Origin of the sequence: Maribacter litoralis (genome assembly GCF_902506355.1) — a bacterium.
GTDB lineage: Bacteria > Bacteroidota > Bacteroidia > Flavobacteriales > Flavobacteriaceae > Maribacter > Maribacter litoralis.
In genome coordinates, this window is record NZ_LR733271.1 from 171,521 (window position 1) to 195,696 (window position 24,176).

20 protein-coding genes are annotated in these 24,176 nt (G+C 36.5%); 6 read left to right on the plus strand and 14 right to left on the minus strand.

The annotated features are described in order from the left end of the window. Nucleotides 1-24 precede the first annotated feature (24 nt). Nucleotides 25-477 (plus strand): ferritin-like domain-containing protein, encoded by a 453-nt coding sequence (locus EXIGUO8A_RS00800; protein ID WP_159301562.1) that lies wholly within the window; start codon nucleotides 25-27, stop codon nucleotides 475-477. Nucleotides 478-648: 171 nt separating this feature from the next. Here EXIGUO8A_RS00800 and hpf read toward each other — a convergent pair whose 3' ends face one another. The 5 genes from hpf to sbnA form a co-directional block, all read right to left on the minus strand. After that, a complete protein-coding gene (gene hpf / locus EXIGUO8A_RS00805; RefSeq protein ID WP_159301563.1) occupies nucleotides 649-951 on the minus strand; it encodes a ribosome hibernation-promoting factor, HPF/YfiA family in 303 nt (100 codons plus the stop codon). Between the two features lie 107 nt (nucleotides 952-1,058). Further along, nucleotides 1,059-1,457, minus strand: a complete 399-nt coding sequence (locus EXIGUO8A_RS00810) for a VOC family protein (protein ID WP_159301564.1) — start codon at nucleotides 1,455-1,457, stop codon at nucleotides 1,059-1,061. A 97-nt stretch (nucleotides 1,458-1,554) separates the two neighbouring features. Then, entirely contained in the window at nucleotides 1,555-3,024 is a 1,470-nt protein-coding gene (locus EXIGUO8A_RS00815) for a type III PLP-dependent enzyme domain-containing protein (RefSeq protein WP_236564403.1), read from the minus strand. Continuing rightward, the gene (locus EXIGUO8A_RS00820) at nucleotides 2,999-4,813 is read right to left on the minus strand and encodes an FAD/NAD(P)-binding protein (RefSeq protein WP_159301565.1); all 1,815 of its coding nucleotides are present in this window, start codon (nucleotides 4,811-4,813) and stop codon (nucleotides 2,999-3,001) included. Before EXIGUO8A_RS00820 ends, EXIGUO8A_RS00815 begins: the two co-directional genes overlap by 26 nt. Nucleotides 4,814-4,825: 12 nt before the next feature. Continuing rightward, nucleotides 4,826-5,830: a 2,3-diaminopropionate biosynthesis protein SbnA gene (gene sbnA / locus EXIGUO8A_RS00825; RefSeq protein ID WP_159301566.1), complete on the minus strand. Its 1,005-nt coding sequence runs from the start codon at nucleotides 5,828-5,830 to the stop codon at nucleotides 4,826-4,828. A gap of 343 nt (nucleotides 5,831-6,173) precedes the next feature. On the opposite strand from sbnA, the gene EXIGUO8A_RS00830 reads away from it, so the two are divergent. Next, entirely contained in the window at nucleotides 6,174-6,638 is a 465-nt protein-coding gene (locus tag EXIGUO8A_RS00830) for a (2Fe-2S)-binding protein (RefSeq protein WP_116769570.1), read from the plus strand. 47 nt (nucleotides 6,639-6,685) lie between these two features. Continuing rightward, a complete protein-coding gene (locus EXIGUO8A_RS00835; RefSeq protein ID WP_159301567.1) occupies nucleotides 6,686-8,890 on the plus strand; it encodes a xanthine dehydrogenase family protein molybdopterin-binding subunit in 2,205 nt (734 codons plus the stop codon). 66 nt (nucleotides 8,891-8,956) lie between these two features. Here EXIGUO8A_RS00835 and EXIGUO8A_RS00840 read toward each other — a convergent pair whose 3' ends face one another. Both EXIGUO8A_RS00840 and mqo read right to left on the minus strand, forming a co-directional pair. Then, a complete protein-coding gene (locus EXIGUO8A_RS00840; protein ID WP_159301568.1) occupies nucleotides 8,957-9,832 on the minus strand; it encodes a DUF6268 family outer membrane beta-barrel protein in 876 nt (291 codons plus the stop codon). Between the two features lie 109 nt (nucleotides 9,833-9,941). After that, the gene (gene mqo / locus EXIGUO8A_RS00845; RefSeq protein WP_159301569.1) at nucleotides 9,942-11,417 is read right to left on the minus strand and encodes a malate dehydrogenase (quinone); all 1,476 of its coding nucleotides are present in this window, start codon (nucleotides 11,415-11,417) and stop codon (nucleotides 9,942-9,944) included. 92 nt (nucleotides 11,418-11,509) lie between these two features. Between mqo and EXIGUO8A_RS00850 the strand changes: the two genes are divergently transcribed. Next, nucleotides 11,510-11,914, plus strand: coding sequence for a hypothetical protein (locus tag EXIGUO8A_RS00850; RefSeq protein WP_159301570.1), 405 nt, complete (start codon nucleotides 11,510-11,512; stop codon nucleotides 11,912-11,914). 98 nt (nucleotides 11,915-12,012) lie between these two features. Here EXIGUO8A_RS00850 and EXIGUO8A_RS00855 read toward each other — a convergent pair whose 3' ends face one another. Genes EXIGUO8A_RS00855 through EXIGUO8A_RS00870 form a run of 4 tightly spaced genes read right to left on the minus strand, consistent with a single transcriptional unit; the run spans nucleotide 12,013 to nucleotide 14,985 of the window. Continuing rightward, nucleotides 12,013-13,350: a DUF3570 domain-containing protein gene (locus EXIGUO8A_RS00855; RefSeq protein ID WP_159301571.1), complete on the minus strand. Its 1,338-nt coding sequence runs from the start codon at nucleotides 13,348-13,350 to the stop codon at nucleotides 12,013-12,015. 9 nt (nucleotides 13,351-13,359) lie between these two features. Beyond that, nucleotides 13,360-13,569 (minus strand): DUF4266 domain-containing protein, encoded by a 210-nt coding sequence (locus EXIGUO8A_RS00860; protein ID WP_116769576.1) that lies wholly within the window; start codon nucleotides 13,567-13,569, stop codon nucleotides 13,360-13,362. Beyond that, nucleotides 13,566-14,549, minus strand: a complete 984-nt coding sequence (locus EXIGUO8A_RS00865) for an FAD:protein FMN transferase (protein ID WP_159301572.1) — start codon at nucleotides 14,547-14,549, stop codon at nucleotides 13,566-13,568. The genes EXIGUO8A_RS00860 and EXIGUO8A_RS00865 overlap by 4 nt, the downstream gene beginning before the upstream one ends. Before the next feature lies 1 nt (nucleotide 14,550). Beyond that, on the minus strand, nucleotides 14,551-14,985 hold the full coding sequence (locus EXIGUO8A_RS00870; RefSeq protein WP_159301573.1) for a thioredoxin family protein: 435 nt from the start codon (nucleotides 14,983-14,985) through the stop codon (nucleotides 14,551-14,553). 372 nt (nucleotides 14,986-15,357) lie between these two features. On the opposite strand from EXIGUO8A_RS00870, the gene pta reads away from it, so the two are divergent. Together pta and EXIGUO8A_RS00880 are read left to right on the plus strand one after the other, a co-directional pair. Further along, entirely contained in the window at nucleotides 15,358-17,451 is a 2,094-nt protein-coding gene (gene pta, locus EXIGUO8A_RS00875) for a phosphate acetyltransferase (protein WP_159301574.1), read from the plus strand. A gap of 9 nt (nucleotides 17,452-17,460) precedes the next feature. Beyond that, nucleotides 17,461-18,645 (plus strand): acetate/propionate family kinase, encoded by a 1,185-nt coding sequence (locus EXIGUO8A_RS00880; protein WP_159301575.1) that lies wholly within the window; start codon nucleotides 17,461-17,463, stop codon nucleotides 18,643-18,645. Nucleotides 18,646-18,673: 28 nt separating this feature from the next. On the opposite strand, the gene EXIGUO8A_RS00885 is transcribed toward EXIGUO8A_RS00880, so the two are convergent. Genes EXIGUO8A_RS00885 through EXIGUO8A_RS00895 form a run of 3 tightly spaced genes read right to left on the minus strand, consistent with a single transcriptional unit; the run spans nucleotide 18,674 to nucleotide 24,139 of the window. Next, nucleotides 18,674-19,978 (minus strand): TolC family protein, encoded by a 1,305-nt coding sequence (locus EXIGUO8A_RS00885; RefSeq protein WP_116769581.1) that lies wholly within the window; start codon nucleotides 19,976-19,978, stop codon nucleotides 18,674-18,676. A 1-nt stretch (nucleotide 19,979) separates the two neighbouring features. Continuing rightward, nucleotides 19,980-23,060, minus strand: a complete 3,081-nt coding sequence (locus tag EXIGUO8A_RS00890; RefSeq protein ID WP_159301576.1) for an efflux RND transporter permease subunit — start codon at nucleotides 23,058-23,060, stop codon at nucleotides 19,980-19,982. Continuing rightward, the gene (locus EXIGUO8A_RS00895; RefSeq protein WP_159301577.1) at nucleotides 23,060-24,139 is read right to left on the minus strand and encodes an efflux RND transporter periplasmic adaptor subunit; all 1,080 of its coding nucleotides are present in this window, start codon (nucleotides 24,137-24,139) and stop codon (nucleotides 23,060-23,062) included. Before EXIGUO8A_RS00895 ends, EXIGUO8A_RS00890 begins: the two co-directional genes overlap by 1 nt. Nucleotides 24,140-24,176: the final 37 nt, after the last annotated feature.

A 24,176-nucleotide genomic window follows, 5' to 3' on the forward strand; every position in this document is an offset into this window, starting at 1 on the left:
GTAATGCCTACTAAATTTAATATTATGAATAACGATATAAAGAAAATTGAAGATAGTCTTAAAGACTTGGTAAGTAAAAACGAAGATGCAATCAAAGGTTTTGAAAAAGCATCTGAAAATTCGAAGGATGTTGGTATTAAAAGTTACTTTGAGAAGAAAGTAGTAGACCGTATGCAGTTCTTAAGAGAATTAAGAGCAGCTGTACCAGAATTGGATTTAGGCCGTGTTGAAATTGAAGGTAGCGCAGCCGGAACCTTACACAGAACATGGATGGATATTAAAGCATTTTTTGCAGATGACAATGACGAAGCAATGTTAGAAGAAGCTGTTAGAGGTGACAAAGCCGCTATTAATGATTATGATAATGCATTGGCAGAAACCATGATGCCACATCGCCTAAAAGAAATCATTAGAGCACAGAGAAATGAATTACAAAACGCTTTGGAAACTAGTGAAGTTTTAGAAGATCACAGATAAGATTAGATATTTACAGAAAGTAAAGCCCTTGCAATTGCAAGGGCTTTTTTATTCTTAAGAATTAACTAATTTATTTTTTCTTCTAGATTTTTCAGCTCTTTTTTTCTTTAACCAGTTCTTATAGAACTTTTTACCGAAATATAGTATCAATGCTTTTTTCATAACTCGATATTAATACGTTTTCATTTTTTCCTTTCGTTTCTTCAATTGTCTTTGAAGTTCACTTATTGATTCGTTGACCGACTCTTCAAAGTTTTGATTGCTGGCTTCCGCAAAAATTCTGGGACCAGGCAGACTTAAACGAATGTTACAGATCATTCCAGTTTCATCAGAAGAAGTATTCTCTTGCTTTAGAAAAACATCCGCTCTTATAATGTCGTCAAATTTTGTATGTAACTTTTTAAGTTTCTCCTCGGTATAACTTTCCAATCTTTCACTAGCTGTTACACCATCATACTCATATATAATTTCCATAAATTTTCTCTTTTAATCGCAATGCGATATGAATTTTAAAAGAGGCTTTTTCAAGCCACAACAACTGCAACTTGAAAATGCCCCCTTAACTTTTTTTTACCTACGTTTTACTTATCTACATTTACCATCCAACCTATACCATAACGATCGGTACATCTACCAAAATGTCCCCATTCGCGCTCTCTAAATTCGTGATGTACTTGACCGCCACTTGATAAATCATTAAATAACTGCTTACCATCATCTAAATCATCTAAATCAACACTCATGTTAATTTGATTACCATTGTTAAGCGGTGTATCTGGTGACGCATCATATGCCATAAAATGTACACCCTTTCCTTTCAATTCAGCGTGTTGCAGCTTCTCTCTATAAGAAGATGGTACATCTATTTTCTTATCCTCGTAACTCTGTTTGTTTTTAATCTCTGCGTTGAACAGATTTGCGTAGAAGTTCAAAGCTTCTTGACAATTACCGTTAAATGCTAAATATGCTTGTATTTTCATGATATATTGTTTTTATACAATTTACCCAATATCAACCTGTAGCCTTACCTTAAAAACTACAGTTATTAATGCATTACCTTATAGCCAAATTTCTTAACTACTCTAGCACAATTTTACTGTCATCAATAAATTGAAAAAATGAAAGTTTTTCATTGGAGCCCGTAAACATTAAGTTGGTTGAAAGATCAAACAAATGGGCTTCTGTTTCAAAAAAATGCATCATATAGCCGGCCGTATTTACAAAAGCCACATACTCCCCAATTGCCGGTAATTTGGGTAGTGTAATTTTTCTTTTCAGCAACACATCTCTTTCTAAGCAATATGCACCGGTAAAAAACACATCTACCTGTTCATTCTCCTTAATTTCAGAATCGTATAACATATAAGGGTCCAGTAGAAAGTCTGCACTAGAACTCATCATTTGGCTCATATTCATTTCCAAACCGACCAACCATTGACCTTTTGCATCTTTTTTTCGATGGACGACCTTTGCTACCGTAATACCAACTTGATCTAATAATGATCTACCTGGTTCTATACGTAATTCAATTCCATTGTTTACAAGCAACGATGCTACCGATAGACCAGATTCATCATCAACAAAATCAAGTACTTCTCTTATAAATCCTTCTTTATTTACTTTATTGAAGTACGGATAAGTGTTCAGTTTACCACGTAGCTTTCCATCTTCTAGCCTAAATCCTAAACCGTTGTCGTTAAAGGTAATGTCGTTATATTCTTCTACAACCGCTTTCTTCAGGTTTTCATTAAAGGCAAACCATTCTTTTTCGTCTTCTAAATAGTTCATTAAAATACCGCCACCAATATCTATGAAAGAAATATTATAACCTTTATTTTTAAGTTTTGAAACTATGTTTACACTTGTAATTAAGCTAATACTTCTTTGGTGGGTAGAATATCCATCCAAATGAAAATGTAGCCCGGTTACCTCTAATTGGTCAAAGGTCTTGTTTTCTCCTACATATGATGAAATAAAATCGATCACGTCATCTACATCGAACCCAAAGCGACTGTATAATTTTTCTTCGTCAACCTCAAAGCCACTTATTCGAAAACCAACATTCGCCTTGTGTCCAATTCTTTTAGCTACCGCCTGTGTAAGAACACATTCATCTTCATTATCTAATATTATCGGTACTCCATTCCTTATGGCCAATTCTATTTGTGGCTCTGTTTTTATTGCCGCCGTCAACACCAAATTTTCACTATTACCACCCAATGAAAGTGACTGTTCCAATTCTTTAAAGCTAGCGGTATCTACACCTATGCCCGATGCAAATGCCTGCTTTACCAACCCTCTAGATTTGTTTGCTTTTCTAGCATAAAAGATTCTATACTTTAAGCTGTAGCTTTCAAAAACTTCTTTATATATCTCGCAATTATGGTTAAAGGATGGTAAGTGATGAATGTTTATGGGAGAACCGTATCGTTCAACCAAACCTTTAACGACGGACTGATCGTTGAACAATTCATGCATCCATTGGGAAGTTTTAGGTGTCAGTTGAAATTTTGGTTTTCCTTTACAATACATTTTCTTCTCTTTCATATTTTTCTGTAATGCCTGCTTTATTCAAAATAGAGGTACATACTCCTTTCGCCCAGACCGATGCAAAATTGTTTTTTGTTCTGGATAACGTATCGTTATCACATGTTATACCTTCTGTTGGGGTGCCATAAAATGTAATGTTTTTATCAACCCTACCCTTAGCGTCTATCGCGTTTCCATCTTTGTTTATTTCTATGCAACCGGGGTTATAACTCGTATTGAGTTTATTCTTAAACTCGCGAACAAGTCCGTTTTTTAATAAATTTTGATAAAGCTCGTTTTTAAATTCACCTTCTTTTGCTCTAGAAATTGTGGCATTTAAATAATAGTTTATTTCTGTTTTCCGAGCATTTTTAATTTGCAAGGTGTAATTGTTGTTCAAAGTATTTTCTGAAATATTTGCTGATTTTACAAATGAAAAATCTAAAATACCTGATTTATACAATGCTAGCATTTTTTCCATGTTCTTCACCGGTGGACCGTACGATAAACGATTGAACAATCCGAAGTAATAGGTATCGAACTCCTTCTGTGAAGCAGCATCTAAGCCCCCAAAACTGTATAGTTCATTGAACAATGGACTTATTTTTCTCCAAACTGAAACGGCTGCCATAAACGGACTTTCATCTTCGCCACGTTTTGCTTCTTCTATCAAGAACTCCAAATAATATTGAAGCATGATCGATGACAAAATTGGTTCATCTCTAAATGGGTCAACAATAGCTTCCCAATTAAAAACCGGGCATTCAGGAAAATCTTCGTGGAAATATTGTACCTGATTCTCAATTACCGTAAAATCATCATCGAAATAGAATTGATGCCCATGGTTTTTGAACAGAACCCTATAATATGCAAAATAAAATTCCTTTTTTATCAGCGGCAATATGGTACACTTAAAGCTAACAGGTTTGTTTTTCTTTAAATGTCTTACCAAATCGTCTGTAAAAAAGTGTAATTCTGCATTAGAATTAGGTGCCCCATTTCTAGGAACCATTGGCAATCCGGTTCTTGAGAAAGGATAAATTTTAAGCGGTTCTCTCCCTGATAGCTCATATTTAAATTCCCCATTTCCCTTCCTTTCAAACATGCCCTGTCTGCCTTCGGTCAATGCCAAAATAGCATCTATGGCCGTTAATCCAAAGCCCTTTATAGCCACCAATGAATCTTTATTGATGGGTTTTAATTTTTCTTCAACCGGATAAATAAAATCTACACTATTTTCTTTTGATGTCGTATTTTTTTGCGATGTAAAGGTGTGGTGACCTGTAGTAAACAACAGTGAATTACACTGAATACTATTTTCTTTACCTGATTCTGCTTCCGTATACTTTACTTGATACTCTTCGCCTCTTTTAAACACATTGCTAACCGTACCAATATGCGGTACTACCCTAACGTTTATTGGTAATTGATCTAAAACCAACTGATAACAATCTTCTAAATACTTACCGACAATTGCTCTGGGTGCATATTCATTTGGTGCTGCATTGGCAAACCTATTCTCAGTTAACCATGAGACAAAATCAGGAGTTGACGTAGCTAGAGCATAAGGCTCTTGCAATATCCAACCATTAATATTTCGGTTGGCATAATTCATTATCAAATATTCAGGTTGATCCGTTCTGTATACATCACCAGATGCCAAAAATGATGTATTATTGAAAATATGTATCTGAATTGATCGATCATTGTTATGTTCGCGTAAATAGGCAATGAGCCTTTCAAATCCGTAAAATCCTTTAGGTCCAAAACCTACAATACCAATAGCATATGTTTCTGTATTTTCCATAAGTCTATATATTTACCAACCGCATAATGGTGTAAAGGCATTTTTACTTTCCGGTAGTTCTTTCATTAACCATTTAGTATTATAAATGGTATCCAAATAACGCTCGCCCCTATCACATAAGAACAATGCACAATTACTTTCTGCTTCAATATTCTTACTATACTTTTGAACGGCACTGATCATTCCGCCAGATGAGCCTCCACAGAGAATTGCTTCTTTTTCAAGTAGATTCCAACATCCGCGGGCACAGTCAACATCATCAACATAAATCTGGTCATAAATCTTATCGGTATCTAAAAATTGGGAAGGAACGCCCGCTCCGTGACCAGGAATTAATCGCTTTAAAGGCGGACCGCCAAAGAGAACGCTGCCTACTGCGTCAACCGCAATAATTTTAGTATCAAGATTATTCTCCACTATAAAATCTGCGCAACCCATTAGGGTTCCACAGGTACTCGTTGCCACGAACAAATAATCTAATTTACCGTGCAGGGCATCCATAATTTCGGTCATTGTTTGATGATGCGTTAACGGGTTGTTTTGATTACCATATTGGTTAGACCAAAAACTATTGGGAATAGTATTCAGTAATTGTTGAACTTTTTCTAAACGCGCCCCTAAGTAACCTCCGTTATCTTTTGGCTTGGTTACTTTTTCAATACGTACACCATAGGTTTTAAGAATCTTTTCGGTATGCGAATTCAATTTTGGGTCTACTACAACAATTAGATGAAGTCCGTAATGTAAACAAGCCTGAGCCAAACCTACCGCCATATTACCAGAGCTAGATTCAATTACGGTATCTCCTTTTTTAACCTTGCCTTCTTCCATTGCCTTTTGAATAATAAAAAGAGCAGTTCTGTCTTTTATACTTCCGGCAGGGTTGGCAACCTCTAGTTTTCCAAAGAGGTTGAAATGATCGGTTTTTTCAATATTGTTAAGCTTTACCATTGGTGTTTTACCAACGGTGTCTATAATTGATCTGGAAATTGATGTGGTTATATTTTGAATAATCATGGGTTGCTTTTTTCATCCAATTGCGTTGAACTACAAGTGGTAATTTCATACGGATAAAAATAGCTTGACGTAAACTCTTACAATATCACGAAAAATTAATTAAATAACTCTTTCAGTTTATCAGCTAAAAAACAACATGGATTAGGACTAAAAGCTTTCTCATTTTAAGAATTAAAAACCTTTGTAGGCACTTACCAAATATTCTTAAACATTCAATAAGATAGTATTAATTTAGACTCAAATATCTGACAACAAAAAGTTTAAGATTATTTGTTGTTAAATCAACCAAATAAATCTAAAAAAATCCCTAATTTCAAGGGACTCAAACAAATAGGAAAAACGAATGGCAAATTTCAGTTTAAAAGTTAATGGAAAAACCCAAGAAATAGATGTAGATCCGTCTACACCAATGCTTTGGGTATTACGAGATCATTTAAAATTGGTAGGTACAAAATTTGGTTGTGGCATTGCTCAATGTGGGGCTTGTACGGTTCACTTAGGTGACAATGCGGTCAGATCTTGTCAATTACCGGTTTCTGCTGTTGGCGAACAATCGATAACTACAATTGAAGGGCTTTCTGAAAACGGTGACCATCCTGTTCAAAAAGCATGGCTAGAGGAAGATGTTTACCAATGTGGATATTGCCAAGCTGGTCAAATTATGAATGCCAGTGCATTTTTAAAACGAAACCCTAATCCTACGGATACTGAAATTGAGGATGCTATGAACGGAAATATCTGTCGTTGTGGCACTTATACGCGAATTAAGAAGGCAATTAAGAATGCTGCCTCTATTTCAAATGCGTAGTTAAATTGCCCCAATATTGGGATATTAACCTTCAAAAAAACAAACAAATGACACTCATTAAAACTTCATATAATAGACGTTCTTTCTTAAAAAGTGGTGCGTTAGCAGGTGGCGGTATGATATTAGGCTTCAGTTGGCTGGCTTCTTGTAAACCTACGCCCGAACAAGTAAACAACATGCCAAAAGAATGGTTCGATATTAACGGCTTTCTTAAAATTGGCGATAATGGCATGGTAACGATCATGTCGCCAAACCCTGAAATCGGTCAGAACGTAAAAACTTCTATGCCAATGATCATTGCAGATGAACTTGGCGTAGATTGGAAAGACGTAATCGTAGAACAAGCTCCTTTAAATACCGATATTTTCCAACGACAATTGGCGGGCGGTAGTCAATCTATACGCGCTGGTTGGTCGGGATTAAGAATGGCTGGCGCTACTGCAAGACATATGTTAGTCGCTGCAGCTGCAGATACCTGGCAAGTTGATGCCTCTGAAATTACGGTGGATAACGGTGTAATCAATCACACTGCAACGAACAATTCTGCAGGTTTCGGTGATATGGCTTCCAAAGCTGCAACCATGTCAGTACCCGAAGAGGTTCAACTAAAAGAAACATCTGATTTTAATATTATAGGTACAGATAAAAGAAATGTTGACGGACCAAATTTGGTAACCGGTAAACCGTTGTTCGGTATTGACATTCAAGAAGAGGGAATGATGATTGCTATGATCGTGCATCCACCGGCATTTGGGCTCACATTCAAATCTATGGATGCCGAAACCGTAAAATCCATGCCCGGTATTAAAGATGTATTCCCTATCGACGTTTATCCAGATGATGTAGAAAAACAATGGTCTGACGGTGGTGCCATAAATAAGTTAGTAGCCATTGTTGGAGAATCTACATGGCAATGTATGCAAGCAAAAAAAGCATTGAAAGTAGAATGGGAAGAATCTTCTGTTTTAGAAAGTACCGAAGGGCATGATGAAGCCTTAACAAAATTATTGAACACCTCAGCTAAAGCTCCTGCACGTAAAGATGGTGATGTGGCCGGCGCTTTTAAAAACGCGGCTCAAATAATAGAACGAACATATAGTGCTCCATTTTTAGCGCATAATACCATGGAACCCATGAATTTCTTTGCCGATGTAAATGGGGAAAGAGCGTTATTGAACGGACCTATACAGACTCCCGAATTTTTAGAAAAAACCTTGGCATCTAGATTAAATTTGCCTGTTGAAAAAATTGATATAAAAATGACCCGTATGGGTGGCGGATTCGGTAGACGTCTATACGGAACATTTGGCGTTGAGGCGGCGGTAATTTCGCAAAAAATGCAAGCACCAATTAAACTGGTGTACACGCGTGAAGATGATATGACCCAAGGTACTTACAGACCAACCTATAAAGTAAAATATAAGGCTGGTCTGGATAATGAAGGTAATTTAATAGCGTGGCATGTTAAAGGAGCGGGATCAAATGATGACCTTCTCTTTGAAAACAGATTTCCTGCTGGTGCGGTAGATAACTACTTAGCCGAGAAATTCAGTTTAGAAACAAATGTTACTACCGGAGCATGGCGTGCGCCACGTTCTAATTTTGTTGCCGGGGCAGAACAAGCTTTTATTGACGAAGTTGCAGAAGCGGCTGGTAAAGATCCTATAGATTTTAGATTAGAACTATTCGATAGAGCTATTAAAGATCCTGTTGGTGAGCCTGAAAAAAATGATTACGATCCAGAACGCTATGCAGGAGTATTAAAATTGGTAAAAGAAAAATCTGATTGGAACTCTTCACAGAACAACGGTAAATCTAGAGGAGTTTCTGCATATTACTGTCATAATTCTTACGTGGCACAAGTATTGGACTTAAATAATGATACAGATTCGCCAAAGGTAGATAAGGTTTGGTGTGCGGTTGATTGCGGAATTGTTATTAACCCAATGGCAGCAAAAAATCAAATAGAAGGTGGTATTATCGACGGTATTGGTCATGCTACTTATAGTGAAATGACCTTTGAAAATGGTCAGCCACAACATAAAAATTTTGATACCTATCGCTTAATAAGACATAAAGAAGCACCTAAAGAAATTGAAACCTTCTTTGTTGATAACGGTATAGACCCAACAGGCTTGGGTGAGCCTTCTTTACCGCCAATTGTGGGCGCATTAGCAAATGCCCTTTATAAAGCTACTGGTCAAAGACATTATAATCAACCTTTTATTACAGAGAAATCTGTGATAGGTTAAAGCCCTTATGCTATTGTAATATTGAAACGCCAGATTTTTTGTCTGGCGTTTTTTTAGTTCAAAAAGCTATATTTTAAATTTCAATACTGCCCTTACATAGCTTCTTGAGTCATTATCTATAGTAAGTATCGTATTATTGTCGCCATCTTTCAACTTATTGCTAAGATTAAAATTATAAGCTGCCCTTAGATCTAACTGAAGGTGATCGGTAAAATGATATTCATATTGAAGACCTCCATTGATCAACGACATATTTATAAGTTCCGCTACTTCCGTTTCATTAACCAAAGCTCCGTTTTGCACATTTGAGGTAAAACCGTCTAGCTGGGCAAACAATTTAAGTCTGTGCCTATCTGAAATATGATATTGTAAATTGGTTTTAGGAATTCCTAGGTTATAAGACCAATCTGCACTGAATTTCTTGTAATAACTTATGAATGGCAAGGGAAATAAATAGCCTCTATTTTGCGAATACGATAGTCCAATAATTAAACGAGAAGGTTTATACTCATCTTCATATTTTTTAATAAAAACCAAGTCGCCCGAAAAGACAATATCATCTACCGTAAGATTTCTTGCCGTATGGTTAGTGCTTATACCAGGTTGAAACCTAAAGCCTAACCTCCAATCGTTTTTTAATGGTTGTGTGTAGCCTATTGTAAAATCAAGTAATCTAAAATCGTCTAATTGATTTCTATCAAAAGGCAATTCTTCATCTTTGAACCGCAAATGAATATCACTGTAATCAAAACCTAAAAACAGATACTTTCCCTCCCCTTTTAATGGAATGGGTGCATTGATCATAACCCTAGAACGGGTATACTCAACATCAGAATTTTTATTGGGGATAAAGGTAAAGTCTATTCTTGCCAAATCGCTCAATTGAGCTTGTAGCGTAAAGGTTGTCAAGAATAAAAAAAGGATTAGAAATCTCAGCTGCATGCAATTGTACTTACCATCTATCTAATTAAGGATAATGCAAGTACCGCATTTTTATTGTTCTTGAATAGTGCTAATACATATAAAAGTATCTTAAAAGATAGCGAACCGTCTATAATTCTAAAACCTTGGTCACCCTTGCCAATTCTTTATCGAATAGTTCTTTAGTAACTTCTTGGGTATAAAAAGGAACCATTGCATTTAACTTTTCTTTTCCTTGAACCGAGTTTATAAGTTCTGGAAATGCTTTTTCAATGACATCGAGCATAATTTTCACAGAAGTAGAAGCACCTGGTGATGCACCTAACAAACAAGTTATTCTGCCATCTTTACTACTTACAAGTTGAGTTCCGAATTCTAAAGATCCTCCTTCAAACTCATCTCTTTTAATGGTTTGAACACGCTGACCGGCAACCAAAATTTCCCAATCTTCATTTTTTGCATCTTTAACAAACTCACGTAGTGATTCCATGCGGTCGTCAAAACTCATGGCAACCTGTTCTACCAAATATTTGGTCAACGGAAGATTATGCCAAAATACACCCCACATGGAAGGAATATTATCAAAATTGATAGACTTGAATAAATCTAAATACGAGCCTTCTTTTAAAAACTTAGGACTAAACCCAGCAAACGGACCAAACAAGAGCTCTCTTTTACCGTCAATATATCTGGTATCTAAATGCGGTACTGACATAGGTGGATCTCCAATACCCGCCTTACTGTACACTTTAGCATTGTGTTGCTTTATAATATCTTGGTTTTTACAGACCAACCACTCGCCGCTTACAGGAAAACCACCGTAACCGTCTTTTTCCTCAATCTCAACTTTCTGTAGCAACAAAAGGCTACCACCACCGGCACCGATAAAAACATGCTTGGCATCTACCGTATTCTTATCACCCGTTTTTAAATTTTCCATCTTTACCAACCAATCTTCATCATGATCGGGGTCGATATCTTCAACCTCTGTATTGAATAATACTTTGGTATCATATTCATCATTTAGTATGGCAAACAATTTTTCGGTTAATGAACCATAGTTCATCTCTGTTCCTCTTTCTATTCTTGAAGCTGCCATAACCTCATCTTCTGTACGCTTATGCATCATTAAAGGGAACCACTCTTTCATTTTCACTATATCCCTTGAAAACTCAATAGTGTTGAACATAAAATGTTCTTTAAAGGCTTTGTAACGGTCTTCTAGATAATCTGCATTCTCTTTACCCCTTACCCAACTATGATGGGGCACCGGTGCAATAAATGATCTTGGATCATCGATCAGACCTTGTTCAACAAGGAAGGACCAGAATTGCTTTGAGGTTTCAAACTGCGTACAAATATTAATTGCCTTATTAATATCAATTGTACCATCTTCGGTTTGTGGAGTATAATTCAATTCACAAAGGGCAGAATGTCCTGTACCGGCATTGTTCCAAGCAGCTGAACTTTCTTGTGCAACCTTATCTAACCGTTCAACGATCAGCACGTTAAGATCTGGCTTCAACTGTTTTACCAATAAAGCCAAGGTAGCACTCATGATACCTGCGCCTACACAAATAAGGTCGTATTCTTCTCTCAGTTCCATTATCTCTACATTTTTACTACTAAGTTGGTAATAATTTGTAACAAAATTTTATTCAAGCTACTAATTAGTTATTAATCCTAAAATAAATATCCTTGAATACAAAAATATTAATGACTTTTAGCTCCTTATTTTTAGCGATAATGGGGCTAACTATTTCTTTTTTGCCAAATGAACTAATTAACTATCTAGACATTGAATCAAATATTATAACAATACTTTTCATAAAAATCTTAGGTGCATTGTATATGGCGTTTGGAATTTTAAATTGGATGGCGAGAGGAACATTATTTGGAGGAATTTACAATAGACCAATTACTATGGGGAATTTAATGCATTTTGGAGTTGGAGCAATTGCATTAGTAAAAGTTACATCTAACAGTGCCAATTATTCAGAAATTATAATTCCTCTAACTGTAATTTATATAATTTTCGCGCTATTTTTCTTGTACATTTTTAAAACCAGCCCTGCCACTATAGAAGGCAAAAACAATTCCTAACAATAGGATGTTTTAAAACCAATGTCTAGCATTCAAGTAAAATTTTATTTAGTAAATATGCGTTCAAATATCTAAAACGAAAATACCGATACCTTAAACTAGTCCATCACAAACTTAAATCCCGCGGTGACGATACTAGAACTAAAGCTAGTGTCCCTATCATATTTATAAAATTTAAGATCAATACTTTTAAGTCCGAGTTTCCAGATATGCATTTTTGTAAAAATATCTGTGTAGGAAACGCCCATACCAAATTGATTTGCAGAATATTTTGACAAATCATAATCTGAGGTATAAAACGTATTAGTGGAAAGTGCTTCTTCATATCCAAAGAAATAATCTGCGGCAGTTTGTTGGTAATATCTATAGGATGGGTATACCGTAAACTTATCTGAAAGCTTAATAGGCACCTCTACACTTGCGGTATGGGAGTTTATGCCCCAATCATCGTAGTAATACCGATAATAAGAACGTAAAACAACACTCTCATTTATATACCAATTTAATCTACCGCCACCCGCAACTTTAAAGCGGCTATCGGGTAGTTGTTCAATAGCATCCGCGAGCTGAAATTCTTGAATAAATGAATCGGCTACATCGGCAAAATAAACACGTTGAAAAGGTGTACTCAGTAAACCATCTTGCTTTACAAAATCTAGAGCCAATGAACCTTGAAGATTTTTACCTAGAATTTGAGAAAAGCCCAAACCTACGGAATAAGAATTTCTTGTTTCATCTTCAAAATTCTCAAAAGTAGGACTGTAATCTGTGTTGCCGGTAATTGTTTTGTTTGAAAAGAATCCGTTATCCAAGCCATTTGCCCCACTTGCAAAAGGTCTTAGTTCCGTTGGGTAAATTGGAGTCCAGGTATCCAAGAAAATATTGGCATTAATACTTACTTCGGTATTTTTTTCATTGAAGAGTTTTGTAAATGCTCCTCCGAATCCGAATGAAAAATAATCATATTCCGATGATACCGATAGATTTCCAGAGTACATAGTATTTCTATCATCCGTACTATGCGTATATGTGCCCGACAAGTTGGTCCATACATCTGATCTGGAAGCTCCGGAGCTTGCCACAAATGAATCTGCCCGCTCATTGCCATCAAATGGATCTACATTACTTGAAGATGCAGATGTATAGGCAGAAACCCCTGCATCAATAATTAAAACATCATCATCACTTAAAGGTATCGATATTATGATTGTTCCCGTTACATCGGTAAGCTCTTCTGTTCCCCTTCCGCCGGTCACGGCAGCATTATCACCATCTTGACTATAGTAGCTACTTAAGAAATCTACTTCTGTAGTTTCTAATACACGTTTTTTATAGGAATTTGCAGTATTCATATTTTGTTGGGCATGACCAAAACCCCACATTAAAAATGCGACCAGTAAACCTAAAAATCTGAATCTTTGTACTTGTTGTTGCATTATCACTTACTAATTACAGCCGCATCCGCCACCAGTTTTACCTCCGTTAGCACCAACAGCAGCTTCTCTATAAGAATGCATGGTAATAACGTTTCTATCGCACTTTTTATCTTGTAAGGTCATATCGGGATCATTGATATTCACTTTATCATACTCTTTCAACACCGTGCAACTGCTAAGACTACCTAATAGCATTAGAATAATTGAAATCTTCTTCATTCTTCCTTATTTATTTGAATATTCTTGGATGTAATTATATTTCCTTCACCATCGATAATGACACATTCTACCTTAGGTAGCTGTTCAATTCTATTTAACCCTACATCTTTACCCATTACAAATACCGATGTTGCCAAGGCATCTGCCAACTCTGCCTTTGGTGCAAATACCGTTACACTTACAATACCCGTCGCAGGGTATCCGCTTCGAGGATCAATTATATGTGTATATCTAGTATTGTTAAAGGTTACATATTTCTCGTAATTACCAGAGGTAACTACTGCGCCATTATGTACTGGCAATAGTGCAAATACTTTGTTTTTGTCCATTGGATTGGTAATGGCTACTTGCCAATCTTTGCCATTGGCTTGCTTTCCCCATGTATTCATGTCGCCAGATGCATTTATAATACCCGCAACAACGCCTTTAGACATCAAGAGCTCTTTCGCCTTATCTGCAGCATAACCTTTACCAATGGCTCCGAAACCAATTTTCATTCCCTCTAACTTCAGAAACACGGTATGGTTCTCATTATCTAAAATAATATTATGATAACCCACTATAGCAACAGATGCCTTAATCGAATCATCTGATGGCATATCAGTCATGCTACCATCAAACTTCCAAATGTTGTCCATAGAGGCATAACTAATATCAAAAGCCCCATCGGTCAGCTTAGAAATACCTATTCCACGTTGAATTAAACCGAACAATTCCGCATCGACTTGTACAGGTTGAATACCTGCATTCTTATTTATCAAAGAGGTTTGGGAATTTGGGTCCCACGAAGAAATCAACTTCTCTATTCTACTTATCTCACTGATAGCCAAATCTATATATTCATTTGCTTCAACTTGATCTTTACCAACAACCGTTATTTCAAAACGGCTACCCATTAATTTCAAGGTGCGCTTATATGGCTCTTGAGCAAAAAGAATACTAACAGAAAGTACAGTCAATATGAATACTACGTTCTTCAATCTATTTTATAAATGAATTCATTTCTTTAATGTATTCTTTGGGAGAAAGCTTTTTATAACTGGTTTCACCATACACCTCGCCATCGGCATTCAAAACAACTACGAACGGAAAAATACCCTGCTGGTTATAGCCCTCTGCCAATGCCTTGTTTTTATTCAATTGCTCTTTTGGTAATGCATTCTTTTTTCTACGGGGAAAATCTGCCTGTAACATTACATAATGTTCTTTGGCGTAATCTTTAAATTCATCTGTTGACCAAACTTCCCTATCTAATTTAATACAGGGAGCACACCAATCTGAACCTTGAAAAACAAGTACGATGGGCAAATCTTTTGCTTTAGCGATATTTTTTGCTTCACTGAAATCCGTATGCCATTCTTGGGCAGAACCTAGGGCAATAACAAACATAAAAAAGATGAATACAAATGGCTTCATAAGTAAATCTATTATTAGAACAGTCACATAAATTAATCGGTGATGCATTCTTTAAAACAAAGGTTTTAAACAACTTTCCCTTATTAGCTAAACGCACCTTTCGACAAAAATTGTGCATTACAATAGTTTGTAAATGTTAATAACCCAACCACCAAAAGAAAAATACTTCGATTAATGACTTTAGTCATATGTAATAGTTGTTGTTGGATATATTTTTGACTCGAAAAAATTCAGATGAAAATCTGAAAAAATTAAATTATAAATTCGGTAAAGAAAAATAGAATCTTTAAATGAATTTGTCAGTTTTTAACTTAAAAATTCTGCATACCTAAAGAATCCTATAAATTTGATAAACACTAATCCCTTTTACACGTGAGTAAAGCCATATATATTGTAACTACAGAACCCAATAGTGGAAAATCGATTGTTTCCCTTGGTCTTATGCAACTTTTACTAGGAAAAACCGCCAAAGTAGGCTATTTCAGACCTATAATTGATGATGTTCCCAATGATAAAATAGATAATCACATTGATACCGTACTCAGCTATTTCAATTTGGATATGAAACCAATTGATGCCTATGCCTACACCCGTAGCCAAGTAGTACAATTAAAAAATGAAGACAAGGACGATGAAATTGTTGGTCATATTATACATAAATATAAAACCATAGAAAACCGATTCGATTTTGTTTTAGTGGAAGGAACAGATTTTTCTGGAGAAGGCACTATCATTGAATGGGACATAAATGTTCTTATTGCCAAAAACTTAGGTATACCCGCAGTAATTTTAGCAAGCGGAAAAAACAAAACCTTAGACGAATTGGTGGGCAATTTGCATATGGCCTACGATTCTTTTGTTGAAAAAGGTGTAGATGTTCTACTAATTGTTGCCAATAAGGTACTACCCGAGAACGTAATGATTGTATCTAACGAGTTAAAAGAGAAATTACCAAAAGATGTTTTGGTTGGTACTATACCCGTAAACAATATACTTGGCAGCCCTACCCTAAAGGAAATTGCGCAAGAATTAGATGCAAATGTTCTTTTTGGCGAGGATTACATAAACAACCAAGTTGGTAGTTTTAGCGTTGGTGCCATGCAATTGCGAAATTATATAACGCATTTAAAAGATGACAGTTTGGTCATTACGCCTGGGGATCGCGCAGATATTATTCTTGGAGCCTTGCAAGCAAATATTTCTACTAATTATCCTAGCTTATCAGGTATTGTTTTAACCGGAGGTCTACTACCCGAAGATTCGATTATTAAACTAATAGAAGGGTTGTCAGATATTATTCCCATTTTATCCGTTGCCAGAGGTACATTCTTCGTTACCAACAAAATTGGCACCATTAGACCACGTATTTACGCTGAAAACAAAGAAAAAATACAGACTTCTATACAAGAATTCGAGAAGCATATTCCCACTAAAGAATTAGCGGAACGTTTGATCACCTTTAAAGCAAAAGGCATTACCCCAAGAATGTTTCAGTATAACTTACTTCAAAAAGCTAAATCTTCTAAAAAACATATTGTGCTCCCCGAAGGTTTAGACGAACGAATTCTTTTGGCTACCAAAAAACTTATTGATGTAGATGCCGTACGCATTACACTTTTAGGAAACAAAGAACAAATTATCTCAAAAATTACCGAGCTAGATATCGATTTAGATATTAATGACATTAATATAGTAGACCCAACTAATTCAGTTGATTTCTTAGACTACGCTACTACTTTATATGAATTGCGTAAACATAAAAACGTGAATTTGGCTATGGCTAAAGATTTAATGGAAGATGTATCTTATTACGGTACTATGATGGTACACAAGGGCGATGCAGATGGTATGGTTTCAGGTGCAATACATACCACCCAGCACACTATTCGACCTGCTTTGCAATTCATAAAAACCAAACCCGGTGTATCTATTGTATCCTCTATATTTTTCATGTGCCTTCCAAACAGGGTAACAGTTTTTGGGGATTGCGCTATTAATCCGAATCCGAATTCTGAACAGTTATCAGAAATTGCAATATCTTCTGCCGCCACTAGTGCCGCTTTTGGTATTGAACCAAAAGTAGCCATGCTTTCTTACTCTTCTGGAGCTTCTGGTGTAGGTGAAGATGTAGATAGGGTTAGAAAAGCGACCGAAATCATTAAAGAGAAAAAGCCAGACCTAAAAGTGGAAGGTCCTATTCAATACGATGCGGCGGTTGACGCTAAGGTCGGACTCAGCAAACTTCCCGATTCTGAAGTAGCAGGACAAGCCAGTGTGTTTATATTTCCGGATTTAAATACAGGTAACAACACCTATAAGGCAGTGCAAAGAGAAACGGGTGCATTGGCAATAGGCCCAATGTTACAAGGTCTAAATAAACCTGTAAACGATTTAAGCCGTGGGTGTACCGTAGACGATATTTTTAACACCGTAATTATAACCGCTATTCAAGCACAAGGATTCTAATTTATTTCTATGAATGTTTTAATCATAAACTCTGGTAGCTCGTCAATAAAATACCAACTTTTAGAGATGCCTTCAGCAAAAATAATTTGCCTTGGTACTATTGAGCGTATTGGCAGTACCCAAGCTATATCTACATATAAAACGGATACACATAAGGTTGAAAAAACCTATGAAATTGCAACTCACAAATCTGGTTTAGAGCGAATTACTTCTCTTTTACTTGATACTGAAATGGGCGTTATCGATAGTACTGAAGAAATAGATGCCATTGGTCATCGTGTGGTACATGGTGGTAAAGATTATGTTGACACTACTTTAATCAATGAAGAAGTTAAGCAAAAAATAAAATCGCTTTCTCCCCTAGCCCCTTTACACAATCCTGCCAATCTAGAAGGTATACTAATGGCGGAAGAAATATTTGAATCAGCTAAGCAGATTGTTGTTTTCGATACTGCCTTTCATGGTACCTTACCAATAAAAGCCAAAAAATATGCCGTTCCAAATATCTTGTTCGAAGAAAAGAGAGTGCAAGCTTATGGATTTCATGGTACTAGCCATAAATATGTTTCTGAAAAAGCAAATGAATATCTAGGCAATAAAAATACCAAGCTCATTTCCATTCACTTGGGAAATGGTTGTAGTATTACCGCTATCAAAGATGGGAAGAGCATTGATCACAGTATGGGATTTGCCCCGTCTAACGGTTTGATAATGGGTACTAGAAGTGGCGAAATTGACCACTCCATTATTTTTTATATGGTGAATACGCTTGGGTATAGTCTAGATGAAGTAAATGAACTTTTAAACAAAAAGAGTGGAATGCTAGGCCTTACAGGTTACAATGACCTACGTGATATTGAAGTAGAGGCGAGTAAAGGAAATACCGATTGTATTCTTGCTTTAGAAATGAACGCCTATCGTATTAAAAAATACATCGGAGCCTATACTGCCACCATGAACGGCTTAGATGCAATCATCTTCACCGCAGGCATAGGAGAAAACTCAAGCCTGATTAGGCAATTGGTATGTAAGGATATGGAGTATTTCAATATTCACTTAGATGATGCAAAAAATGACCTTAGAGCATCTAGCCTTCGTGAAATCAATAAAAAAGATTCAGAAATTAAAATTTTGGTCATACCGACCAATGAAGAATTAGAAATAGCCAAACAAGTATATACCTTACTAACTTAGCGCGAAAATTTGCATAAAGGATCATAGCTCAAATATTTAATTCACCAGACAATTGTCTAAGAATAATTTCGGATAGTTTTGCTTGAAATTTTGCATTACTAAACCTAACCCTTGCGTTTATATAGTTAAGTTGTGCCGTTCGAAACTCAATGGTAGGAATGATACCTATTCTATACTTTTCTACCGTAATATCTAAGTTTTCCTTAGCTATTGCTTCATTGTTTCCTTCCAATTCTATTAAACTTATATTGGTAAGATAGGTTTGATAGGTAGTGCTCAATGTAGATAGCAATTCCTGTTCTTTTTCTTTAATGGCAATGGCCGCATTTTCCAATTCCATTTTTCCTATTTTCTCATTCCTGTTTTGATTGAATCCATCAAATAGGTTTAATGTTGCCCCAAAACCATAACTAAAACCGTTGGACTCTGAGCTTGTAGTAAATCCAAGACTAGATTCCGATTTTCCAAAATTATAGCCCGTAGTTGCATAAATCGTAGGATACCTTGCTGCTTTAACCTGTTTTAATTCTAGCTCACTTATCCTTCTACTGATTCGTTCAGCATTTAATTCGGGATTATTTTCCATTAACTTAGATTCCAAATCGGGCAGCATTAGACTTTCATCAACAAAAATTTCAGGTATTGCCTTAAAGTCGGTTGTTAAGTCCCTCGCCAATTGCTCATTCAGTTGAATTTTGGTATTTGCATACAATTCTTTTTGGCGTTGCATTAAGGTTTGATCGGTATTTAAATCTACTTGCGCATTAAGAACTTCCAACTTAGAAGCTTTACCTATGGAAAATCTATTTTTTGCTAATTCTACCCGTTGTTCGGAAATGAAAATGGTACTATCCAACGCAGCTAACTGCTGTTGTTGTTGAACTAAATCATAATAGGTAATCATTACCTCTCCTACCTTGGTCAAAACTACTTGCTTTAACTCTTCCGCACCTAAATCCCTATTCTGTTTTAACTGGTCGTATGCCGCAAACATGCTTAGACCATCAAACAAGGTCCAATCAAGAGATACACCATAATCTAAACTATTATTTTTTGCATTGTCTTGCTCTACTTGAGAACCATCTGATCTGGTTTGTGATAAATTCTGTATACTATTATCATCTTCAATGGTTGCTTCGATAGTGGGCAGCATACCAGCAAAACCCGGACTAACCGATACAGAATCTATTTTTAAATTATTGGCGGCGGTAATAATTTGATAGTTATTCTTCACCGTAATTTTAACAGCATCTTCAATCGTTAGAATTTCTTGCGCAGTACCGTTAAAACATAAAAATATTACTGATAAAAATGTAAGCTTCGATAAATTCATTCTAGTTTGTTTCAAGTACTTTAAACTCTGGTCTTTCTACTTTTTCCCTAGACCATAATAAATACAGTGCAGGTATAATAAATAGGGTCAAAAGCAGCGAGAACATAGTGCCTCCAATAATTACTACACCCATTCCTATTCTGCTTGTAGATGCCGCACCTAAAGACAAAGCAATTGGTAATGCACCTAGCGCAATGGTTAAACTAGTCATTAATATGGGTCTTAATCTAGATTCTGAGGCTTGTAATATCGCCTCACTTTTTTCCATACCCTGTTCTCTTAGTTGGTTCGCAAATTCAACAATTAGAATACCATTTTTAGTTACAAGACCAATTAACATAATAGTACCGATCTGACTGAAAATATTCCAAGACTGCCCAAACAACCATAACGAGAAAAGAGCACCTGCCACAGCCATTGGCACCGTTAAGATGATAATAAAGGGGTCAATAAAACTTTCAAACTGGGCTGCCAAAATTAGAAATATCAATAGCAGTGCTAGACCAAATGCAAACAATGTATTTGAACTGCTCTCAACAAAATCACGAGACTCACCACCCAAATCTGTGGTAAAGGTTTCATCTAGAACATTTTCCTTAATTCTTTCCATTGCCGCTATACCATCGTTTATAGTTTTTCCGGGGGCAAGATTCGCAGAAACCGTTGCGGCCATGTAGCGGTTATTGTGATATAGTTGTGGCGGACTACTATGTTCTGAGGTGTGAACCAAATTATCTAGCTGAATAAGCAATCCGTCCTTATTCTTTACAAAAATGGATGTAAGGTCCATTGGCGCATTTCTATCTTCCTTGTCAAACTGACCAATTACCTGATACTGTTTACCGTTCTTTAGAAAATACCCAAATCGTTGACCGCTCAGTGACAATTGTAAAGTTTCCGCTACGTCTATTACAGAAACGCCCAAGGTCTCCGCTTTTTCCCGGTCAATGGATACATATAACTCCGGCTTGTCAAATTTTAAATTAACATCTACATACGAAAAGGTTTCATCCTTCTCTGCCTCTGCCATAAATGCTGGAATATAATCCTTCAACTTATCAAAATTCTGTGCCTGAATAATATACTGTATCGGTGGTCCACCACGTCTGTTGACTGAAATTGTAGGGCGTTCAGACACATTTGACTTTCCTCCCACATAGGCTTTTGCCCACTCGCCCAGATCGTTAGCGATTTCTCTTTGAGATCGATCGCGTTCACTAGGTTCTACTAAAGCAATATTTGCCCTACCACTGTTTACTGAAGAAGATCCAAATCCGGGCGACGTTAATACCAAACTCACCTTTTTCTCCGGTACGGAATCATTTATCAACTCGGTAATATCGGTCATAAGGCGATCCATATATTCATATGAAGAACCTTCTGGCGCATTTACGCTCAAACGGATAAAGCTACGATCATCATAGGGCGCCGTTTCTTTGGGTAGTATGATGTAAAACACTGCAATTAACGCTATGCATCCCGCCAGAATAGGAAAACTCAGCCATTTTCTTTTCATGAAAACCCGTAGCGATTCTGAATAGGATTTATTCATTTGCAAAAAGTACTTTTCGGTAACATGGTAAAACTTAGACTGCTTTTGCTTACCGGGTTTAATAAGATATGCATTTAACATAGGTGTCAACGATAGCGATACAAATGCCGAAATCAATACAGCAGCACCCAATACCACACCAAATTCCCTAAAAAGCCTACCTACAAAACCTTCTAGAAATATTACCGGTAAAAACACGGCAGCTAAGGTTATTGAGATGGATATTACCGCAAAGAATATTTCATTAGATCCTTTTATGGCTGCCTCTATCGGGCTCATACCCTCTTCTACTTTTTTATAAATATTTTCTGTTACCACAATACCGTCATCAACCACCAGACCCGTTGCCAATACGATCGCCAAAAGAGTCAAAACATTTATTGAATACCCAAACAACCACATTACAAAAAAAGTGGCTATCAATGACACAGGAATATCTATTAAGGGTCGCATGGCCATTGACCAATTTCTAAAGAAAACAAAGATGACCAGTATTACCAGAATTACCGAAATAAGTAATGTTTCGGCTACTTCGGTAACTGCACGTCTAACAAAAACGGTATCATCGATTACAATGTTTAATTTAAAACCCTCGGGCAGGTCCTTTTTAAGGTTTTCGTATTCTTCGTAAAAAGCATCTGCGATTTCCAAATAGTTTGTACCCGGTTGCGGTATTACTGCGGTTGCTACCATAGGCTGACCGGAATCGCTCATTTTGGTCTCCATATTCTCCCCTTCTAAAGAAGCTTTGCCTATGTCGCTTAAACGAACTAGTTTATCTTTATCTGCCAGGATAATGATATTATTAAATTGCTCTTCGGTACTTAAGTTTCCTATGGTCTTTACCGTTAGTTCGGTATTATCCCCAGTTAATTTTCCAGATGGCAATTCAATGTTCTGTGCCAAAAGTGCATCTTGTACATCAGAAACCGTTAGACCATATGAGGATAGTTTCAGAGGATCTATCCAAAGTCGCATGGCATATCTACGCTGACCCCAAATTTGCACGCTACTAACTCCTGGAATGGTCTCTATTCTTTGGGCGATAACATTTTCCGCATAATCAGATAGTTCCAAGATGTTCTTATTATCGCTCTGCACGGTCATCGACAGAATCCTTTGTGCATCTGCATCGGATTTTGATACAACCGGGGCAGAATCAAGATCATCTGGCAAACTTTTTACCGCTTGCGAAACCTTATCCCTTACATCATTTGCAGCATCTTCAAGATCTTTATCCAAATTAAATTCAATACTTATTGAACTTGATCCTTGTACACTCGATGAAGTAATATTTCTAATACCGTCAATGGAGTTAATCGCCTTCTCTAAGGGCTCTGTAATTTGAGATTCTATAATATCTGCATTGGCACCGGAGTATGTTGTTCGTACCGATACCTGTGCCGGATCAATAGACGGAAATTCCCTAATTCCTAAATAAGTAAAGCCAATAATCCCAAAAAGGACCAGTGTTATGTTCATTACTATGGCAAGTACCGGTCTTTTAATACTTAAAGTAGATAGATTCATTATTCCCCTGTTCTTGATTCTGATTGATTAAAATCTATTTCTACCGGAGTACCATTTTTTAATGCCATAACACCATACGTTAAAATGGTATCACCTGCTTTTAATCCTGTAAGTACTCTCACTTCGTTTCCAGTTCTTGTTCCGATCTCAACATCTATCTCTTTTGCCCTTCCTTTTTCCGATATAAAAATGCGTTTACCGTTCTGTACCGGAATCAATGATTCCGATGGAACCAACAAAGCATTGTCCACACTTTCTAAAGGCAACAAAACATTTGCATAAGTACCTGGGTAAATTTTACCTTCACTATTTTCTGCAATAGCCCTCATTTTCAATGTTCTAGTTGCTATTTCTACTTCTGGCTCTATAGCATATACGGTAGCCTCATACGCAGTATTTGCATCTGAAGTTGTAAAAGTGAGGTCTGTACCTATCGCTACCTGAGACGCATATTTTTCAGGAATGGAAAAGGTGATTTTGAGTTTACTGGTATTCACCAGCTTTGCAATAGGGGTCAGTGGTGTTACATACGTTCCTTTTGATATGGAACGTAGCCCAATTGTACCTGAAAAAGGTGCCCTAACAATTGTTTTTGATAGTTGTGCCTGTATAAGTTGTGATTCTGCACTGGCGGATTGAAAGTCTGCACTGGCAATTTCATATTCTTCTTGACTTATTGCCTGCTTCTCTAATAGTAATTTTGCCCTACGTTCATTTTCCGAAGCTAGTTTTTGTGCGGTCTGTACTTTAGAAAGCTGTGCCTGAAGTTCAATATCATTTACCGTAAAAAGTACTTGACCTTCCACTACTTTACTACCTTCCTCAAAATTGATGCTTTCAACGACACCGGAAATTTCACTTCTAATCTCTATTTGTTCATTGGCCTCAATGGTACCGGAAAGTGAAATATTGTCATTAAACTCCTGTGGTTGTAAAACAAGTCCTTTTACTGATGTTGCGGTAGAAGATTCTACTGATGACTTTGTCGCCCCAATTTCATTATTGGCATTTATTCGATAAATGATCAAAGCGGTAATCCCAATCAGCAAGATACTGTAAACAATGTATTTTGTTTTCATAGGTGGTGAGATTGAATTTAGTTAGTTTGGTTACTAA